The following is a 17142-nucleotide window of genomic DNA, read 5'->3' as shown; positions in this document are numbered from 1 at the left end:
GATTCGGCGGTACCGCACCCGTGCCAACCACTGCAGACTCGGGCATTTCGGGCAAAGCTCATCACTCACAAGAGTGAAGGAAGCTCACACAGCGAAGCTGTCGCAAGCTTGTGACAAGCCTAGGCGAACACCTGCCCCCATGTGCGGTATTCGGAGACGTAGTGTTCTCCCCATGGCACCGAAGCGCCCCATGGCATCCCAGCGCCCCGGCAACCCAGGATCTCCGAGCGGCGACGGACGCGGCTCACCGCTCGACATGGCGGGGCTCGGAATCAAGTTCCTGGGTGTCAGCGTGCTGTCCGGCGTGCTGCTGGCCGGCATGGCACTGCCCGCCGTCGGCGCCCTGGGGCTCACGGCCAAGAACACCGCCGAGAGCTTCGCGAACATCCCGGACGACTTCAAGACGCCCGCGCTCTCCCAGGCGACCCAGATCTTCGACGCCAAGGGCGGCCTGATCGCGAAGGTCTACGAGCGCGACCGGACGGTGCTGACCGCCGAGCAGATGGCCCCGGTGATGCGCCAGGCCCAGGTCGACATCGAGGACGCCCGCTTCTACGAGCACGGCGCGGTCGACCTCAAGGGCGTGCTCCGCGCGGCCAGCAAGAACGCCGAGAGCGGCACCACCGCCCAGGGCGCCTCCACCCTCACCCAGCAGTACGTGAAGAACGTCAACGTCGAGAAGGCCGGCGACGACGTGGCGGCCGTCCAGGAGGCACAGCGAAAGACCCTGGGCCGCAAGATCCAGGAGCTGAAGTACGCCATCAAGCTGGAGGAGGACCTGACCAAGGACCAGATCCTCACCAACTACCTCAACATCACCTTCTACGGGCACCAGGCGTACGGTGTCGAGGCCGCCTCCCAGCGCTACTTCAGCAAGAGCAACAAGGACCTCACCGTCCCCGAGGCCGCGATGCTCGCCGGTCTGGTGCAGAACCCGTCGGCGTACGACCCGGTGCGCTTCCCCGAGGCCGCCCTCAAGCGCCGCAACGTGGTGATCGACAAACTGCTGGAGAACAAGCACATCACCGCGGACCAGGCCAAGGAGGCCAAGGCCGCCCCGCTGGGCCTGAAGTACAAGGACCCGCAGAACGGCTGCATCACCGCCCAGGCCGGCATGGGCTTCTTCTGCGACTACGTCCGCCACGTGGTGAAGCAGGACCCGACCTTCGGCAAGAGCGCCGCCGAGCGCAAGAAGCTCTGGGACCAGGGCGGCCTGAACATCTACACCACCCTCGACCCGGACAAGCAGGCCGCCGCACAGAACGCCGTGACCAAGAAGGTCAAGGTCACCGACCCGGTCTCGGCCGCCGCCACCATGATGGAGCCCGGCAGCGGCAAGATCCTCGCGATGGCGCAGACCCGCCCGTACGGCCTGGACCCGAACAAGAACCAGACCGTGGTCAACCTCAACGTCGACGCGTCGATGGGCGGCGGCAACGGCTTCCAGACCGGCTCGACCTTCAAGCCGATCCTGGCGGCGGCGGCCCTGGAGTCCGGGATGCCCCCCACCCAGGCCTTCCCGTCCGAGAACCGGATCGACTACCCGTCGATGACCACCTGCGCCGGCACCTGGAAGAACAACGCCAAGGGCAAGGACCGCAGCGTCGGCAACGAGTCCGCGAGCGAGGTCGGCCCGTACGAGCTGAAGGAGGCGATGGCCAAGTCGGTCAACACCTACTTCGTCCAGATGGAGCAGCAGGTCGGCCTCTGCGCGATGAAGCAGATGGCCAACAAGCTCGGCATCAGCCAGACCGCCAAGGGCGACCCCTTCGTGGAGGTCCCCTCGATGGTCCTCGGCACCCTGGAGCTCAGCCCGCTGACCATGGCGAACGTCTACGCGACCTTCGCCGCCCGCGGCAAGTACTGCACCCCGGTCGCGATCAGCAAGATCACCACGGTGGACGGCAAGGACGTCCCGGTCCCGGCGAGCACCTGCAGCCAGGCCTTCTCCGAAGGCACCGCGGACGCGCTCAACACCGTCCTGCTGAACGTGACCGAGAAGGGCACCGGCGCCTCGCTCCAGCTGGACGACGGCCGCAAGATCGCCGGTAAGACCGGTACCACGGACAAGAAGAAGGCCGCCTGGTTCAACGGCTACACCCCGCAGCTCGCCACCGCCGTCTGGCTCGGCGGCCCGGCCGGCGGTGTGGAGATGAACAACATCACCATCGGCGGCCACTACTTCGACACCGTCTTCGGTGCCACCGGCCCCGGCCCGATCTGGCAGCTGGCGATGAACCAGGCCCTGGCCGGCTCCCCCCGACAGGACTTCACCACCATCAACATCCCCGACCCGGCCCCCAAGCCCGACCCCAACGCCACCGCGACCCCGCCCAGCGGCGACGCGGCGGCGAACGGCGCCGGCGCCGGCGGAATGATCGGCGGCGGCTTCACCCTCCCGCCGGGCATCATCGGCGGCGGGAACGGCAACGGGAACAACGGCGGGAACGGCAGGCCCGGCGGGCACTGAGCCGGGGCCGGACCACAGCGCCTGAACAACCACAGCGCTTGAACCACAGCGCTTGAACCACAGGCGCTTGAACCACAGGCGCTTGAACCACTGAGGGGGCGCCTCCCGGATTCGGGAGGCGCCCCCTCGGACGTTCCTGGCGTGTGCGGCGCGGCCTGCGTACGTCCGGGCCGGGCCCCTGCGGAGCTCCGGTGCGGGGCCCCGGCGTGGGCGGGTCAGCCCGCCAGGGCGGCCCGGACCGCGGCGGCGACCCGGCCACCCTCGGCCAGCCCGTCGACCTTCGGCTTCACCAGCTTCATCACCGCGCCGATGCCCTGCGGACCGCTCGCCCCGCTGGCCGCCACCGCCTCGGCCACGACGGCCGCCAGCTCCTCGTCCGAGAGCTGCTTCGGCAGGTAGCCCGCCAGCACCTCGCCCTCGGCCCGCTCCCGCGCGGCCGACTCCGTCCGGCCGGCCGTGTCGAAGGCCTCCGCGGCCTCCCGGCGCTTCTTCGCCTCCCGGGCGAGCACCTTCAGCACCTCGTCGTCCGAGAGCTCACGCTTCGTCTCGCCGGCCACCTCCTCGCTGGTGACCGCGGCCAGCGTCAGCCGGATGGTGGAGGAGCGCAGCTCGTCCCGAGTCCTGATGGCAGCCGTGAGGTCCTCATGCAGCTGCTCCTTGAGCGTCGTCATGCCCCGAGTCTCGCACCTGGCGCGGCAGACCGCCCCGGATTAAGCAGCCGGCCGGAACTGCCGAAGAAACTCCCGAAGAAATTCCGAACCCACCTGCAACCCCGACCCGCGCCACACGTCTTCATAACTGAGGGGCGAGAAAGCCCCCGAGGAGACGGGCGGACCAGAACCCGCCCGCACGACCAGCAAGGCCGGCACCACCACCAACGGGACCAGCAGCACCAGCAGCACCAGCAGGACGAACGGGACGACGGACAGCACGCCGCGGACAACCGGCGGACCACCGTCCACCCGAGGACGACAGGCGGACGGGAAACCGTCCGAGTACGGCAAAGCACTACCCGGCCGCCGCAGCAATTTCGGCCCGCCGCACATCCACCGGCACCGCCAATCGCTGCTGACGCATGCCCGCAGCCAGAATTCAGGGGGAATTCGATGTCCGTCACCACCCGCACCCGCCGCTCGCGCCGCACCATCACCACCGCCGCCACCCTCGGGGTCGTACTGGCCACCGGGACGCTGCTGCTGTCCGCCCCCGCCGCCTTCGCCGAGACCGCGCCCGAGGCCAAGCTCACCGTCCAGGCCCCGGCCTCGGTCGGCTTCGCCGGGCAGCCGGTCGAGTTCACCGAGACCATCAGCAACCCGACCGCCGAGGACGCCGGGTACCACCTGTACCTGAGCACCACCACCGAGCTGGGCACGCCCCCCGACGCCATCGTCATCGACTACAAGGACCCGGCGGACGGCGCCTGGAAGTCCGTCCCCCTGGAGTTCGCCACCAACGAGACCGCTCACTACGACGGCGAGCTGCCCTCGGTGGTCACCGTCCCGGCCGGCGGCAGCACCACGCTGAAGCTGCGCATCGGCGCCCCGATGGGCCTGCCGCACCACGGCGCCAGCAACGGCGGCTTCCGCTCCATCGACCTGCGCTCGGCCGTTTCCTCCCTCGACGGCTCCCACGTCGCGCTGGACCAGTCGACCAAGACCATCGGGGTCGACTCGATCTCCACCTCACTCGCCCACGTGCCGGCCGCGGCCGTGGCCGGCGGCGCCCCGATCGAGTTCGACGCCGTGCTGGCCAACCCGACGCTCTCCGACTACATCAACGTCGGCAACGTCCTCTTCACCGACACGCACGCCACCGTCCAGGTCCGCAAGGCCGACGGTTCCTGGAGCAAGCTCGCCCAGGTGCTCCCCGGTGCGGCCGACACCCAGCCCGGCGTCTACCTGGAAGGGCGCGACTCCGCCATCCGCAGCGGCACCACCACGACCACCCGGGTCCGGGTCTCCTTCGACGCGACCACTCCGGCCGGCGACATCAAGCTCAACCCGTGCGTCTTCGTCAACGAGGGCAAGGACACGCCCTTCCGCGGCACCACCCACTGCGCCCAGGGGGCCACGGTGAAGGTCACCGCAGCCACCGGGACGCAGTCCCCGGCCCCGGCTCCGAGCAGCACCGCCCCCACCACGCCGGCGCCCTCCGCCACCGCCACCGCCTCCGCCTCGGCCCCGGTGCCCACCACCCCCGCCACCCCCACCACCTCGGCCCCGTCCGAGGCTCCCGTCTCGACCGACGGCCGGCTCGCCGAGACCGGCGCCGGCCGCGCCCCGGCACTCCTCGCCGCCGGTGCCTCCCTGCTCACGGCGGGCGGCGGCGCGCTCTGGCTGGCCCGGCGCCGCCGCAGCGCCTGAGGCCCAACCGGCGGCCGGCGGCCCCGGTGCACGGCCGGCCGGGCCCGGGCCGCCGGGGCCGACCGGCCGTGCACCGGCTGATCCACCGTCTGAGAGCATGGACCGATGCGACCGCTGTACTCCGTCCCCCTCGGAATCGCCGCCACCGGCGCCGCCTGCCTCGCCTACTCCGCCGGGTACGAGGTCCGCTCGTTCCGGCTGCGCCGGATCGACGTGCCCGTCCTGCCGAAGGGCGCCCGGCCCATCCGGGTGCTGCAGGTCTCCGACATTCACATGGTGAGCGGGCAGGAGAAGAAGCAGCGCTGGCTGAAGAGCCTTGCCGGACTCCGCCCCGACCTCGTGGTGAACACCGGTGACAACCTCTCCGACCCGCTGGGCGTACCCGCCACCCTGGACGCGCTCGGGCCGCTGATGGACTTCCCCGGTGTCTACGTGTTCGGCTCCAACGACTACTACGGCCCGGCCCGCAAGAACCCGGCCCGCTACCTCTCCGCCATGCGCAGCGGCATGCACGGCCTGAACAACCCCGACGGCACCGGCAAGCGCGGCATCACCGGCGCCGTCCACAACCCTTGGGAGAAGCTCCGCGACGGCTTCGACGCCGCCGGCTGGCTCGACCTCACCAACCGCCGCGGCCGGCTGCCGATCGGCGGCCTCGACATCGAGTTCACCGGCCTCGACGACCCGCACATCCGCCGCGACCGCTACGCCGAGGTGGCAGGCGGCCCGTCCGCCGACGCCGACCTCTCGCTCGCGGTCGTCCACGCCCCGTACCTGCGCGTCCTGGACGCCTTCACCGCCGACCGCTACCCCCTGATCCTCGCGGGCCACACCCACGGCGGCCAGCTCTGCATCCCCTTCTACGGCGCCCTGGTCACCAACTGCGACCTGGACGCGAAGCGGGTCAAGGGCCTCTCCACCCACCAGGCCGGCGGCCGCCTCTCCCACCTGCACGTCTCGGCCGGCTGCGGCACCAACCGCTACACCCCCGTCCGCTTCGCCTGCCCGCCGGAGGCCACCCTCCTCACCCTCGTCGCGGCCCGCTGACCCACCCACTGACCTGCACCGAAGGCTCGCCGGGAATCGGATTTCGTCTCCCGGCGAGCGTCCGGTAGAGTTCTACTCGTTGCACCGGAGACGGAGGCAACACCAGCAGGACCGGGGTGTGGCGCAGCTTGGTAGCGCGCTTCGTTCGGGACGAAGAGGCCGTGGGTTCAAATCCCGCCACCCCGACCCAGTAACACCAGCTCAGGGCCGGTGACCCGCAAGGGTTACCGGCCCTGACTGTTTTCCCCGAGCCCCTGTGGAGAATTCTGGGAGCACCCCGCAGGGGAGCTCCTCCCAGCGACAGCTACTGACGCGCTCTCAGCAGTGTGTCGAGGGCCGTCGACGCTCTCCCGGCGCCGTCCTGTGACGCCTCCCACGTCCCCGCCAGGCCCACCAAAACCACCCGCCGCATCTCCGGTGTGACGTGGGGGGCACCGGGCCTGGGCCGAGCCGTCCAGGCGCCCCACGCGATCGGCGCTCAGGGTGCCTGACGAGCGCGCTGCGGCACCTCGGCCTCGTGGAGGTCGAGGTATGCCATCCGCCGTTCCTTGAACGAGGCTGGCTGGTTGGGCGCGGAACCCGGGGACGGTGCGATGCGTTGCGTCGTACGAAGATCGCCCAGCAGATCGTCGGAGGGCTTCCGTGGTGATGTCGAGTCTTGTGGATGAGATCTGCGAAGTTGTCGAGGCTCTGCCCGTCGACCAGTCGTTTGCGCTGTCGGCTCGCCACCAACCGATCACGCTGCTGTGGGCGATCGGGCCCTCGGGGGCGGCGATCGGGCACTTGCGCGAACTTCCGTCCCACCAGGTCGACCGGAATCAGCTTCTCTACCATCGGGATCATCACTCCACGGGTGAATGGCACGGACCCGGCGGTGATCCGGCAACCCCGACCGAGTAGTGCAGAGGCCCCATCGGAGAGTTCCGACGGGGCCTCTGCCGTATGCCGGCGCGAGCTTGGGCGACGTTCCGCCGGGCCCCGACTGCGGGCAAGGACTGCTGAGGAGACGTCGGGCGGGCGGACCGCCCCGGTCGGTGTCGTCCGACGGCGGACGGCCGGGCCGTGGTCCGTCCTGGCCCCGGGCCGGGCTTCTCAGCTCCTTCTTTCCAGCAATCCGGCTCGGGGCGGCCCGCTCGGGACGCCGCCCCACGTCCGGACGCCGGGCTGCCCCCGCGAACCACCCCTGCTGCCCGAAAGGGCAATGGCGGGTGATCACCTTGCGCCCCCGTATACCGGGTATGCATACTCGGTATGTAGAGGCTCGGCGTATCGGCCGGGCCACGCGGCCGGGGCGGTGACGCCAGGTCATAGCCTTGCCGCCACCGGCGGCAGCCACAGGAAGAGAGCCGACGAGTGACGAGCACGACCACACGGGAGCGGGTGCCCGGGCAGCGGGCCGTCCTGCAGTTGCGGGGGCTCTCCCGGACGCACGGGCAGGACGGGGCACGGGTGCACGCGCTGCGCGAGGTGGACCTGACGGTGCTTCCGGGAGAATTCGTCGCTGTGATGGGCCCCAGCGGCTCGGGCAAGTCCACCCTGCTCGGGCTGGCCGGTGGGCTGGACAGTGCCACCTCCGGCGAGGTCCTGGTGGAGGGGCAGGGGCTGGGCGGACTGTCCCGGAGCGCGTTGTCCGCCGTCCGGCGCCGCGCGATCGGGTACGTGTTCCAGGACTTCAACCTGATTCCGACGCTGACCGCCGCCGAGAACGTCGCCCTGCCGCGCGAGCTGGACGGGGCGCCGGGGCGCCGGACCAGGGAAGAGGCGCAGGCCGCGCTCACCGAGGTCGGGATCGCCGAACTGGCCGACCGGTTCCCCGACCAGCTGTCCGGCGGCCAGCAGCAGCGGGTCGCCATCGCCCGCGCGCTGATCGGTGACCGGCGGCTGGTGCTCGCCGACGAGCCGACCGGTGCCCTCGACTCCACCACGGGCGAGGGCGTGCTGACCGTCCTTCGGGCCCGGTGCGACGCCGGGGCCGCCGCCGTCGTGGTCACCCACGACCCCCGTCATGCACAGTGGGCGGACCGGGTGGTCCTGCTGCGGGACGGCCGGGTGGTGGAGGAGCGCGCCGGGTCCGGCGGGGCTCGGGCCACCGGGACGGCAAGCCCGTGCTGAGCGCGAGCCGGGGTCGGCCCCGGACACTCGGGCGTCCCGCCGGACCGCCGGCCGCGTGCCCTACCGCCCCGGCCGGGTGGACCACCAGGAAGGACGACACCCGATGAGCCTCTCCGCCTGGCGGGCCGCCCTGCGCATCGCCCGCCGCGACGCGCTGCGTGCCAAGGGCCGCAGCGCCCTGATCATCGCCATGATCGCGCTGCCGGTGGTCGGGGTGACGGCTGCGGACGTGGTCGCCCGCAGCAGCCGGCTCACCCCGCAGGAGAGCGCCACCCGCCTGATGGGCGGCGCCGACGCGTACCTCAGCACCGTGCGGGCCGGCTGGCGGCTGGAGCAGGCTCCGACCCCCGATCCGGCCACCACACTGGTCCTCTCGCAGCACGGTCCGAAGCCCGTTCCGACCGAGCAGGAGTCGGCGCGCTCCGCCCAACCGCTGGACCGGTTGCTCACGGAGGCGCTGCCGGTCGGGGCCCGGCTGCTGCCGGTGGAATCCCCCGCGGGCTACACACTGACCAGTACGACCGCCGGCCAGGGGCGGGTGCAGGCCTGGGGCCTGGACCTCGCCGATCCGCTCGCGCGAGGCATCACCACGCTCCGCGAGGGCGACTGGCCCGGTGCTCCGTACGAGGTCGCCGCCACCACCGAGTTCCTGGCCGAGTCGGGGCTGAGCGTCGGCCGGAGCACCACCCTGGCCGGCACCCACCAGGCGCTGCGGATCACCGCGGCGGTCGAGTACCCCGGGGATCTCAAGGCCGTCCGCCTGGTGGGGCGGCCCGGCGAGCTGGGCGGGCTCCTGGCCACCGCCGAGAACCGCGCCGAGCAGAACTCGGCCGGCGGCCCGACGGACTTCCTGGTCTCGCTGCCCGCCGGCGCCGCCTTCGGCTGGGAGGACGTGCAGCGGGCCAACACCTACGGCTTCACGGTCGCCTCCCGGGCCGTCCTCGCCGACCCGCCGCCGGACGGCGCCGTCCCGTTGTTCCGGGACACCCCGCTCTCCGGCGCCGCCGACACCGACGCCCTGAAGTCGTCGACGATCGCCGCCACCGTCGTCGGCATGGCCCTGCTCGAGATCGTGCTGCTGGCCGGTCCGGCGTTCGCGGTCGGCGCCCGGCGGTCCCGCCGGCACCTCGGACTGGTCGCGGCGGGCGGTGGCGACCGCGGGCACATCCGCGGGGTGGTCCTCGGCGGCGCCGTCGTGCTCGCCGGTACGGGCGCGCTGGCCGGCACCGTGCTCGGCGCTCTCGCCGTGGCCCTGGGCCGGCCGTGGCTGGAGGTGAGGTCCGGGGCGCGCTTCGGGCACTTCGCGCTGGAGCCGCTCGACCTGCTCGGTGTGCTGGCGATCGGCGTCGTGACCGGCCTGCTGGCCGCGATCGTCCCCGCGGTCCAGGCCGGGCGGCAGCCGGTGGTCGCCGCTCTCACCGGCCGCGCCGCCGCCCGCCCGCCCGCGATCTGGATCCCGGTGGCCGGTGTGCTGGTGGCCGGGGCCGGGACGTGCCTCGCCCTGTTCGGCGCGCTGGAGGGCTCGCGGACCCGGGTCGTGATGCTGGGTTCGGTGATCGCGGAGCTGGGTCTGGTCGCCTGCACCCCATGGTTCGTCAGCCTGCTCGGCCGGCTCGCCCGGGCCCTGCCGCTCGGGCCGCGCCTGGCGTTGCGCGACGCGGCCCGCAACCGCGGCCGCTCCGCCCCGGCCGTCGCGGCGGTGATGGCCGCCGTCGCCGGGGCGGTCGCGGTGCTGACCTTCCAGACCAGCGGCGACGCCGGGGACCGGGCGGACTACGCGGCGGCCGCCCCCAGCGGCGCCGTCGTGCTGCAGACCCAGCAGGTGTCGCCCACCTCCGTCACAGCTGTCACAGCCGTCCCGGCCGGGACGTCCGCGGCCTCCGTGGCGGCCGCCGCGTCCGACCAGGCCGCCGACGACCTGCGCCGGACGGTGGAGCGGGCCGTCCCCGGCCTCGGCGTCCGCGCGGACCTGCGGGACCTGACCTACGGCGCCTGCGACGGCCGGCCGGGAAGCTTCTGCGGCAGCGTCAAGCTGACCGTGCCGGCCGAGAACGCCTGCCCGCCGGCGCTCGGCGCGGCGGGCCCCTGGGGCACTGTGCGCCTCGACGTGGCCGAGGCGCGGCGACTGCTCGCCGAGGACCCCCGGTGCCGTCCGAGCACCCCCGCGCCGCAGAACGTCCGCGAGGTGATCACCGGCGACGCGAACGTGCTGCGCAACCTGCTCGGGGTGGACGACCCCGCGGCCGTGCAGGCGCTCGCGGCGGGCCGGGCCGTCGTGCTGGACCCGCACTTCGTCAAGGACGGCACGGTCCCCCTGCAGCTCACCCGGTACGGCGCCGACGGCCCGGGCGGCAACCAGCTCAGCACCGTCAGCCTCCCGGCGTTCGCGGTGCGGGCGCAGGTCCCGGCGGCGCGCGCGGTGCTGTCGCCGGCCGCGGCCGAGGCGGCGGGCCTGACCCCGACCACCTACGAGTCGGTCTGGCTGCCCCCGCACGCCCCGGGCGCGGCCGACGAGCAGCGGGCCAACGCGGCCGTCGTCGCGCACGGCGCCGGCGCCAAGCTGTCCGTGGAGCGCGGTTACCGGAGCACGTACGGCGACGCCACCCTGCTGGGCCTCGCGATCGCCGCCTCGGCGGTGGCGATCGCGGCCGCCGGCATCGCCACCGGCCTGGCCGCGACGGACAGCCGGGGCGACCTGGCGACCCTCGCGGCCGTGGGCGCCGCGCCGGGCATCCGGCGCCGGCTGTCGGGCTTCCAGTGCGCCACGGTGGCCGCGCTCGGCGCCGTGCTCGGCGCGCTGGCGGGCTTCGTGCCGGCGGCGGCCGTCCAGCGGGTCGAGAACCTCGCTGTCAGGCCCTGGGTGGACGCCACGGGCGGCATCCGCCTCGGCACCCACCCTCTGGTGGTCCCCTGGCCGTACCTGGCCGCCCTGGTGCTCGGGCTGCCGCTGCTCGCCTGGGTGGTCGCCGCCGGGTTCACCCGCTCGCGGGTGGCGCTGACCCGGCGTACGGGGTGACGCGGGGGGGCGAAGCAGCCCGGCGTACGGGGAGAAGCGGGGGGGCGAAGTAGCCCGGCGTACGGGGTGACCCGGCGTCCCGCCCGATCACCGGACGGCACGACCGCGGCCGCCCGGCCCCGCTACGGGGCCGGGCGGCCGCGGGTTGGAGTCCCGTTACTCGGCCCCGGTGCCGTGGCGGCCCGGCCGGAACGGTCCGGCGGGGCCGCCGGGGGCGGGCGGGGGTTCGGTGCCGGTCCGCTCGAAGGGCGCGGAGCCGTCGGAGATCTCGGGTGCGCCGACGTCCGGACCGGTGGACGGCAGTTGGGTGGCGCCCTTCGCGCCGGCGGCCGCGTCGAGCTCCCGGTGCACCACTTGGGCGACCCGCTGGATCGTGCTGATCCCGTACGCCTCGGTGGGGTTGTCGTGGGTGAGGAAGGCCATCCGGTAGTTCCGCCCGGGGCCGGTGAAGATGCCCAGGCTGTGCACCCGCCAGCCGTGCGTTGCCCGCTGCAGCCAGCCGTTCTTGACGTGCACGGTGACGCCGGCCGGCGCGCCGTACGGGGCGCCCCAGCGCTGCTCCGGCACGACCTGGCTCATCAGGTCCAGCCCGTACGCCCGGCTCTCCGGCGAGAGGACCGACGGGTCGTCGGTGTAGACGTCCAGCACCTTCAACTCGTCGGCCGCCGTGATCTGGGTCAGGCCCCAGTGGTCGTCGGCGCCCAGGACGGTGTCGGTCAGGCCGGCCAGCCGCAGGAAGGCGTCCAGGCGGGGCCGGCCGAGGTCGCGCCACAGGGCGGTGGCGGCGGCGTTGTCGGACTGCGTGATCATCGGCCGGAGGTTGTCCTCCTCCCAGGCGGTCACCGGCCGGCCCTCCTCGTCGGCCCGGCGCAGCACCGCGCCCATGATGGTCGCCTTGACCACGCTCGCCGAGTCGAAGTGCGCGGACGGGCGGTAGGCGCACGAGGTGCCGGTGCCGGCGTCCCACAGGGTCAGGGCCACCGTGCTCTGCCGGCCCGCCAGGGCGGCCGTGATGTCCCCGGCGAGGCGGTCGGCCAGGGCCGGGTCGGTGGCCGAGCTGCAGCTGCCCGGTGTCGGGGCCGACGGACGGATCGTGGTCCGGGCGTCGGCCGGCGCGGCGAGTACCGTCAGCAGGGCGACCGCGACGGCGGCCGGGGCGGCCTTGGCCAGGCGTCTGCCGGTGGTCGAGGGGTGGGCCATGGGTGGGGTGCCTTCCGCTGGTCGGGTTGCCGGCGCCCTTGGGGGGGACCGGACGGTCCAGCACCAGCAGACACGACCGTCCGTCAGGGCCCCTGCTCCGAACCGCGTTCCAGCGGAGGCGGCGGACGAAATCACTCGGCGGGCGCAGGCCGGGACGGCCGACCGACCGACGCACTCCCGACGAACCGCCCACCCCGGCCCACCGATCACCGGGTTACCCGACTACCCGACTACCCGGGGCGAACGGTCGCCCCCTCGGCTCGGGCGGACTCGCCCAGCCGGCGGGCGCCCTCGGCCAGCTCGGCCGGGGTCGCGGCGGCGGCGAAGCCCAGGCGCAGGTAGCTGCCCGGTGCCTCGGCGGGGAAGTAGCGGCCGCCGGCGTCGACGGCCACGCCGCCGGCCCGGGCCGTCTCGGCGGCGGCGCGGTCGTCCTGGCCGGCCGGGAGGGCGACCCGGACCGGGGTGCGACAGGAACCGGGAGCGGAGAAAGTCGGAGCACCCGGCCGGTGACCGCTGCCGGGGCGCCCGTCCGATCGCCCCGGCAGCGTCCGGCACGCACCTCTCAAGAATTAGTAGCCATGGACATAGTATCCATGTACTGTAAATGCCATGGGCCGGAGCACATCGACCCCGGCCCGCGGCAGCGGACTCCCCGAAGAAGGAGCAGCCATGTCCACCACCCCCAGCCTCAACGGCCAGGTCATCGGCCTGGCCCACTACGCCACCCGGGCCCTGCTGGAGCGCGAACTCGCCCGCACCGGAACCACCTTCGTCGAGTCGCTGGCGCTCAACGCCACCGCCGACGGCGGTGGATCAGCCGACTGCGACCAGCTCGTCGCGCGGCTGACCACCGGCCTGAAGATCGACGACGACAGCGCCTGGGCCGCCCTCGCCGGGCTCACCGAAACCGGCCTGTTGGAGGAGCAGCCCGCCGAACCCTCCCGGCTGCGCCTGACAGCCGCCGGCCAGGAGCGGCAGCACCGGATCCGGGCCGCCGCCGGCGGGATCACGGCGCGGCTGTACGGCGACTTCACGACCGAGGAGCTCGCCGTCGCCGGGCGGGTGGTCGCCACTGTCACGGCCCGCGCCAACGCCGAACTGGCAGGAGCCTAGGGCGGGTTCACCCGTACGCGGCCGACCCTCAGCCGGGCGGCACCGGTGCGGGGACGCTCAGCCGGGCGGCACCGGTGCGGGGGCGCTCAGCCGGTACGTGGTCGGGTGGGCGAGGCGTCCGCAGAGCACGTCGTACCGGAGCCGCGACTCGTCGGGGTAGCGGCCCTCGGTGCGGATCCGGCGGAGGTACGCCCTCCACTCCTCGGGGTCCTGGGTCTCGAACACCGTCTCCCAGGGGCCCTCCCAGGCGGCGGCGCGCTGCCGGCGCTCCCGCTCCCGACGCTTTCGTTGTCCTGGCACGGAACGATCCTGACGGGCCGTCGGCGGACGGGCAAGGGGGTTGTTCACCGGTCCGTACCAGCCACGGCCCCGCGGGCCGGCGCCGGCCCGCGCCGGGCGTACCGGGCCGGCGGGGCCCCGACCACGGCGGTGAAGTCCCGTACCAGGTGGGCCTGGTCGGCATAGCCCAGGTCGGCCGCCAGGGCGGCCCAGTCGACGCCGGTCCCCTGCTCGGCCCGGGCCGCCGCCTCGTGCAGCCGGGCCCGGCGCAGCACCCACTTCGGGCCGGCCCCGACATACTCGGCGAACAGCCGTTGCAGGCCCCGCACCGAGATTCCCGAAGCGGCGGCCACCTGGTCGACCCGGACCAGGGCGGGCGTGTCCGCGATCAGGGCCAGGACCGCCTCGGCCTGCCGGGCCGCCGGCTGCGGCGGGTCCGCCGGCAGGACGCCGCGCAGGAAGTCCTCGGCCGCCGCCGCCATGGCGGCCGGGTCGGCGGTGCCCAGGACGGCCCGCCCGGCCTCGTCGGCGGCCGGGCCGAACAACGCGGCGGCGGGCACCACCCGGTCGGCGAGGCCGGCCACCGGGGCGCCGAGCAACGGCCGGAACGCCCCCGCGCGGAACCTCACCCCGAGGACGTGGCCGGCGCCCGTCAGCCGCCGGGAGAAGAGTCCGCGCTGCACCCCGTAGACGGCGGCCGCCGGCTCCTCGAAGACCAGGTGGACGTTCGGGTGGGAGAGCACCTGCTGCTCGTACGGCGGGCGGCCGCGCAGGTCCCACCGCACGATCCAGTGGTACTCGACGTACGGGGCGAGGTCGGCGGCCGGCTCCCGTCGCAGCAGGTCGAACTGGGTGGCGGCGGCGGCCGGGCGGAGCACCCCCCGCCCGAGCCCGGGGTCGGTCATCGTCCCAGCGTAGTCCGGCGCGGGGGGCCGGCGGGGGCTGTCGCGTTTGTTCAATACCGGGCCCCGACGGGGTGCCTACGGTCGCCCCATGAACCAGAAAATTGAGCAGGCCGGGCCGGCGGCGGCTCCCGGAGGGGCGATGGACGAGCAGTTGCACCGGGCGCTGGCCGAAGCCGCCGCCGAAGCCGCTCGGGTGGCCCGCGGCATCACCCCCGGGCAGCTCCCCGGCGCCACGCCCTGCACCGACTACGACACCCGCACCCTGGTCAACCACTGGGTGCTGTACTCCTCGCACGGCCTGGAGCACCGGGCCCGCCGCGAGCCGATCCCGGACGAGTTGCTGACCCGCGACTTCACCGCCGAGGACGGCTGGGCCGACGCCTACGCCGAACAGCTCGACCGGGCCGTGGCCGCCTGGGCCGACCCGGCGGTCTGGGAGGGCGAGATCGAGAGCGGCGGCGGCAGCACGCCGGCCCCGGCGCTCGCCGCCCTGCTGCTGGCGGAGCTGGTCCTGCACGGCTGGGACGTCGCCCGGGCGACCGGCCAGGAGTTCCGGTGCTCGCCGGGGACCGCCGAGGCGGTGCTCGCGGTGGTCGAGGAGAACGCCGAGCTGTACCTGAAGTACGGGGGCTTCGCGGAGCCGGTGGAGGTGCCCGGCACGGCGCCCGCGATGGACCGGGCGCTGGCCCGCTCGGGCCGGAACCCGGCCTGGGCCGGCTAGCCCCGCTCCCGCCCCGACCCGCCCTGCCCCGACCCGCCCTGCCCCGACCGGGACCGGCCGTCCGGCCCAGGTGTCAGTGCGCGCCGACCGCCAGGTCGCTCGCCCGCAGCGCCGCCACCAACCCGGCGGGCGCGGTGGCGACGGACCAGGCCTCGTACGGCGGCCGGGGGTCGTACTCCACCACCAGCTGGATCGCGCGGGCGGTCTCCTCGCCCGCGATCCGGCCGGCGAGTTCCAGGGCGAGGTCGATGCCGGCCGAAACCCCGGCGGCCGTGGCGTACTTGCCGTCCACGACGACCCGCTCGGGGGTGGGGACGGCCCCGAAGGCCGGGAGGTGCTCCAGGGCGGCCCAGTGCGAGGTGGCCCGGCGGCCGGTGAGCAGTCCGGCCGCGCCCAGCAGCAGCGAGCCCGAGCAGACCGAGGTGGTCCAGGTGGTCCCGGCGTCGACCTGGCGGATCCAGTCGAGCGTGGGCCGGTCCGCCAGGACGTCGGCGGTGCCCGGGCCGCCCGGGACGAGCAGGACGTCCGGCGAGGTCACCTCCGACAGCGCGGCGTCGGCGGTCAGCGCCAGCGTGCCCTGGTCGGTGCGGACCGGCCCCGGCCGGGCGGCGGCGAAGACCACCTCGACCCCGGGGATCCGGCCGAGGACCTCGTACGGGCCGACGGCGTCGAGCGCGGTGAAACGGTCGTGGAGCAGGACGGCGATCTGCATCGGGGTCTCCCTCGGTGATGGCGGGTCGGTGGGTGGATACGGCGCGCCCGGGCGCCGGGGGGGCGAGGTGCTGCGTGCGGTACGGGCGGGCGGTGCCCGGGGGGGGTGGGCGTGCGCGGTCAGGCCCCGGTCAGGCGGGCCTGAACCGCCGGCGGTACTCCGCCGGGGACACCGCCAGCATCCGGACGAAGGCGCGCCGCATCCCCTCGGCGGTGCCGTAGCCGCAGGCCCGGGCGATCTCCTCGATCCCGCTCGCGCTGTCCTCCAGCCGGCGCCGGGCGGCCTCCAGCCGGACACCGTCCACGTACCGGCCCGGGCCGACGCCTACCTCGGCCTTGAAGACCCGGGCGAACTGGCGCGGCGACAGCGCGGCGCGGGCGGCCAGCGCGTCCACCGAGAGGTCGTCGCCGGGGTGCTCGGCGATCCAGCGCTGGACCTCGCGCAGCGGGCTCCGCTCCGCGACCTGCGCGGCCAGCTGCACGCTGAACTGCGCCTGCCCGCCGGGCCGGCGCAGGAACATCACCAGGTGGCGGGCGACCAGCAGCGCCGCGTCCCGGCCGTGGTCCTCCTCGACCAGGGCCAGCGCCAGGTCGATGCCGGCGGTCACCCCGGCCGAACTGGCGATCCGCCCGTCCCGAACGTAGATCGGCTCGGGATCGACCCGGGTGTCCGGGTACCGCCGGGCCAGCGCGTCGCAGTACGCCCAGTGGGTGGTCGCCCGGCGCCCGGCCAGCAGGCCGGCCTCCGCGAGCAGGAAGGCGCCGGTGCAGACCGACACCACCCGCTCGGCCCCCGCAGCCAGTTCGGCGATCCGCCGCACCAGCGCCGGATCGGGGTCGGCGGTGCCGTGACCGCCGGGCACCAGCAGGGTGTGCGGCGGCTCGTCCGGGCCGGGGGCGAGGTCCAGGTCCAGGTCCAGGTCCAGGTCGGGCAGCAGGCACAGCCCGCTGCTGGTCCGGACCGGCAGGCCGGCCGGCCCCGCCGTCCGCACCCGGTAGCCCGACCCCGGCCCGGCGGCGGCACCGGCGCCCGCGAACACCTCCAGCGGGCCGGTCACATCGAGGCTCTGCACGCCCTCGAAGAGGACGATCAGCACGTCGCGGGTCGTCATGCGCCCCAGCCTGGCAGCGGCCGGGGACGGCAGCAATGACGTCCTTCCCACCATTCCTGCCATCGGCGCCGGGGCACTCCCCGGGCCGCGGGG

The 17142-nt window shown here is 74.3% G+C and carries 16 protein-coding genes and 1 tRNA gene; 9 read left to right on the top strand and 8 right to left on the bottom strand.

Annotated elements, in window-relative coordinates; genetic code table 11:
* The first annotated feature begins 256 nt into the window (after positions 1 to 256).
* On the top strand, positions 257 to 2470 hold the full coding sequence (locus tag OG689_RS22485; RefSeq protein WP_266322710.1) for a transglycosylase domain-containing protein: 2214 nt from the start codon (positions 257 to 259) through the stop codon (positions 2468 to 2470).
* A 215-nt stretch (positions 2471 to 2685) separates the two neighbouring features.
* On the opposite strand, the gene OG689_RS22480 is transcribed toward OG689_RS22485, so the two are convergent.
* A complete protein-coding gene (locus tag OG689_RS22480; protein ID WP_266322709.1) occupies positions 2686 to 3141 on the bottom strand; it encodes a GatB/YqeY domain-containing protein in 456 nt (151 codons plus the stop codon).
* A gap of 39 nt (positions 3142 to 3180) precedes the next feature.
* The gene (locus OG689_RS22475; protein WP_266322708.1) at positions 3181 to 3402 is read right to left on the bottom strand and encodes a hypothetical protein; all 222 of its coding nucleotides are present in this window, start codon (positions 3400 to 3402) and stop codon (positions 3181 to 3183) included.
* Between the two features lie 174 nt (positions 3403 to 3576).
* Here OG689_RS22475 and OG689_RS22470 point away from each other — a divergent pair, with 174 nt between their 5' ends.
* From OG689_RS22470 to OG689_RS22445, 6 genes are all read left to right on the top strand, one after another.
* The gene (locus OG689_RS22470; protein WP_266322707.1) at positions 3577 to 4833 is read left to right on the top strand and encodes an LPXTG cell wall anchor domain-containing protein; all 1257 of its coding nucleotides are present in this window, start codon (positions 3577 to 3579) and stop codon (positions 4831 to 4833) included.
* 105 nt (positions 4834 to 4938) lie between these two features.
* Positions 4939 to 5880, top strand: coding sequence for a metallophosphoesterase (locus OG689_RS22465; RefSeq protein ID WP_266322706.1), 942 nt, complete (start codon positions 4939 to 4941; stop codon positions 5878 to 5880).
* Between the two features lie 112 nt (positions 5881 to 5992).
* Positions 5993 to 6066 (top strand) — tRNA-Pro (locus OG689_RS22460).
* 456 nt (positions 6067 to 6522) lie between these two features.
* Positions 6523 to 6780 carry a hypothetical protein gene (locus OG689_RS22455; protein ID WP_266322705.1) on the top strand — a complete coding sequence of 86 codons (258 nt, stop codon included), beginning with the start codon at positions 6523 to 6525 and terminating at the stop codon, positions 6778 to 6780.
* A gap of 453 nt (positions 6781 to 7233) precedes the next feature.
* The gene (locus OG689_RS22450; RefSeq protein ID WP_266322704.1) at positions 7234 to 7992 is read left to right on the top strand and encodes an ABC transporter ATP-binding protein; all 759 of its coding nucleotides are present in this window, start codon (positions 7234 to 7236) and stop codon (positions 7990 to 7992) included.
* Positions 7993 to 8095: 103 nt separating this feature from the next.
* Positions 8096 to 11008: an FtsX-like permease family protein gene (locus OG689_RS22445; RefSeq protein WP_266322703.1), complete on the top strand. Its 2913-nt coding sequence runs from the start codon at positions 8096 to 8098 to the stop codon at positions 11006 to 11008.
* 156 nt (positions 11009 to 11164) lie between these two features.
* On the opposite strand, the gene OG689_RS22440 is transcribed toward OG689_RS22445, so the two are convergent.
* Together OG689_RS22440 and OG689_RS22435 are read right to left on the bottom strand one after the other, a co-directional pair.
* Positions 11165 to 12208: a serine hydrolase gene (locus OG689_RS22440; RefSeq protein ID WP_266322702.1), complete on the bottom strand. Its 1044-nt coding sequence runs from the start codon at positions 12206 to 12208 to the stop codon at positions 11165 to 11167.
* 230 nt (positions 12209 to 12438) lie between these two features.
* Entirely contained in the window at positions 12439 to 12600 is a 162-nt protein-coding gene (locus OG689_RS22435; RefSeq protein WP_266322701.1) for a hypothetical protein, read from the bottom strand.
* Positions 12601 to 12877: 277 nt separating this feature from the next.
* On the opposite strand from OG689_RS22435, the gene OG689_RS22430 reads away from it, so the two are divergent.
* The gene (locus OG689_RS22430) at positions 12878 to 13321 is read left to right on the top strand and encodes a hypothetical protein (protein WP_266322700.1); all 444 of its coding nucleotides are present in this window, start codon (positions 12878 to 12880) and stop codon (positions 13319 to 13321) included.
* Positions 13322 to 13378: 57 nt separating this feature from the next.
* On the opposite strand, the gene OG689_RS22425 is transcribed toward OG689_RS22430, so the two are convergent.
* Positions 13379 to 13621 carry a hypothetical protein gene (locus OG689_RS22425; RefSeq protein ID WP_266322699.1) on the bottom strand — a complete coding sequence of 81 codons (243 nt, stop codon included), beginning with the start codon at positions 13619 to 13621 and terminating at the stop codon, positions 13379 to 13381.
* A 44-nt stretch (positions 13622 to 13665) separates the two neighbouring features.
* A complete protein-coding gene (locus OG689_RS22420; RefSeq protein ID WP_266322698.1) occupies positions 13666 to 14505 on the bottom strand; it encodes a helix-turn-helix domain-containing protein in 840 nt (279 codons plus the stop codon).
* A gap of 139 nt (positions 14506 to 14644) precedes the next feature.
* Between OG689_RS22420 and OG689_RS22415 the strand changes: the two genes are divergently transcribed.
* Positions 14645 to 15226: a TIGR03086 family metal-binding protein gene (locus OG689_RS22415; RefSeq protein WP_266327345.1), complete on the top strand. Its 582-nt coding sequence runs from the start codon at positions 14645 to 14647 to the stop codon at positions 15224 to 15226.
* Between the two features lie 73 nt (positions 15227 to 15299).
* Here OG689_RS22415 and OG689_RS22410 read toward each other — a convergent pair whose 3' ends face one another.
* Together OG689_RS22410 and OG689_RS22405 are read right to left on the bottom strand one after the other, a co-directional pair.
* Positions 15300 to 15938: a DJ-1/PfpI family protein gene (locus OG689_RS22410; RefSeq protein WP_266322697.1), complete on the bottom strand. Its 639-nt coding sequence runs from the start codon at positions 15936 to 15938 to the stop codon at positions 15300 to 15302.
* 130 nt (positions 15939 to 16068) lie between these two features.
* A complete protein-coding gene (locus tag OG689_RS22405; RefSeq protein WP_266322696.1) occupies positions 16069 to 17049 on the bottom strand; it encodes a DJ-1/PfpI family protein in 981 nt (326 codons plus the stop codon).
* Positions 17050 to 17142 lie beyond the last annotated feature (93 nt).

Source organism: Kitasatospora sp. NBC_00240, from assembly GCF_026342405.1.
GTDB lineage: Bacteria > Actinomycetota > Actinomycetes > Streptomycetales > Streptomycetaceae > Kitasatospora.
The sequence above is the reverse complement of the archived record's forward strand: the minus strand, read 5'-3'. Positions and strand labels throughout refer to the sequence as shown.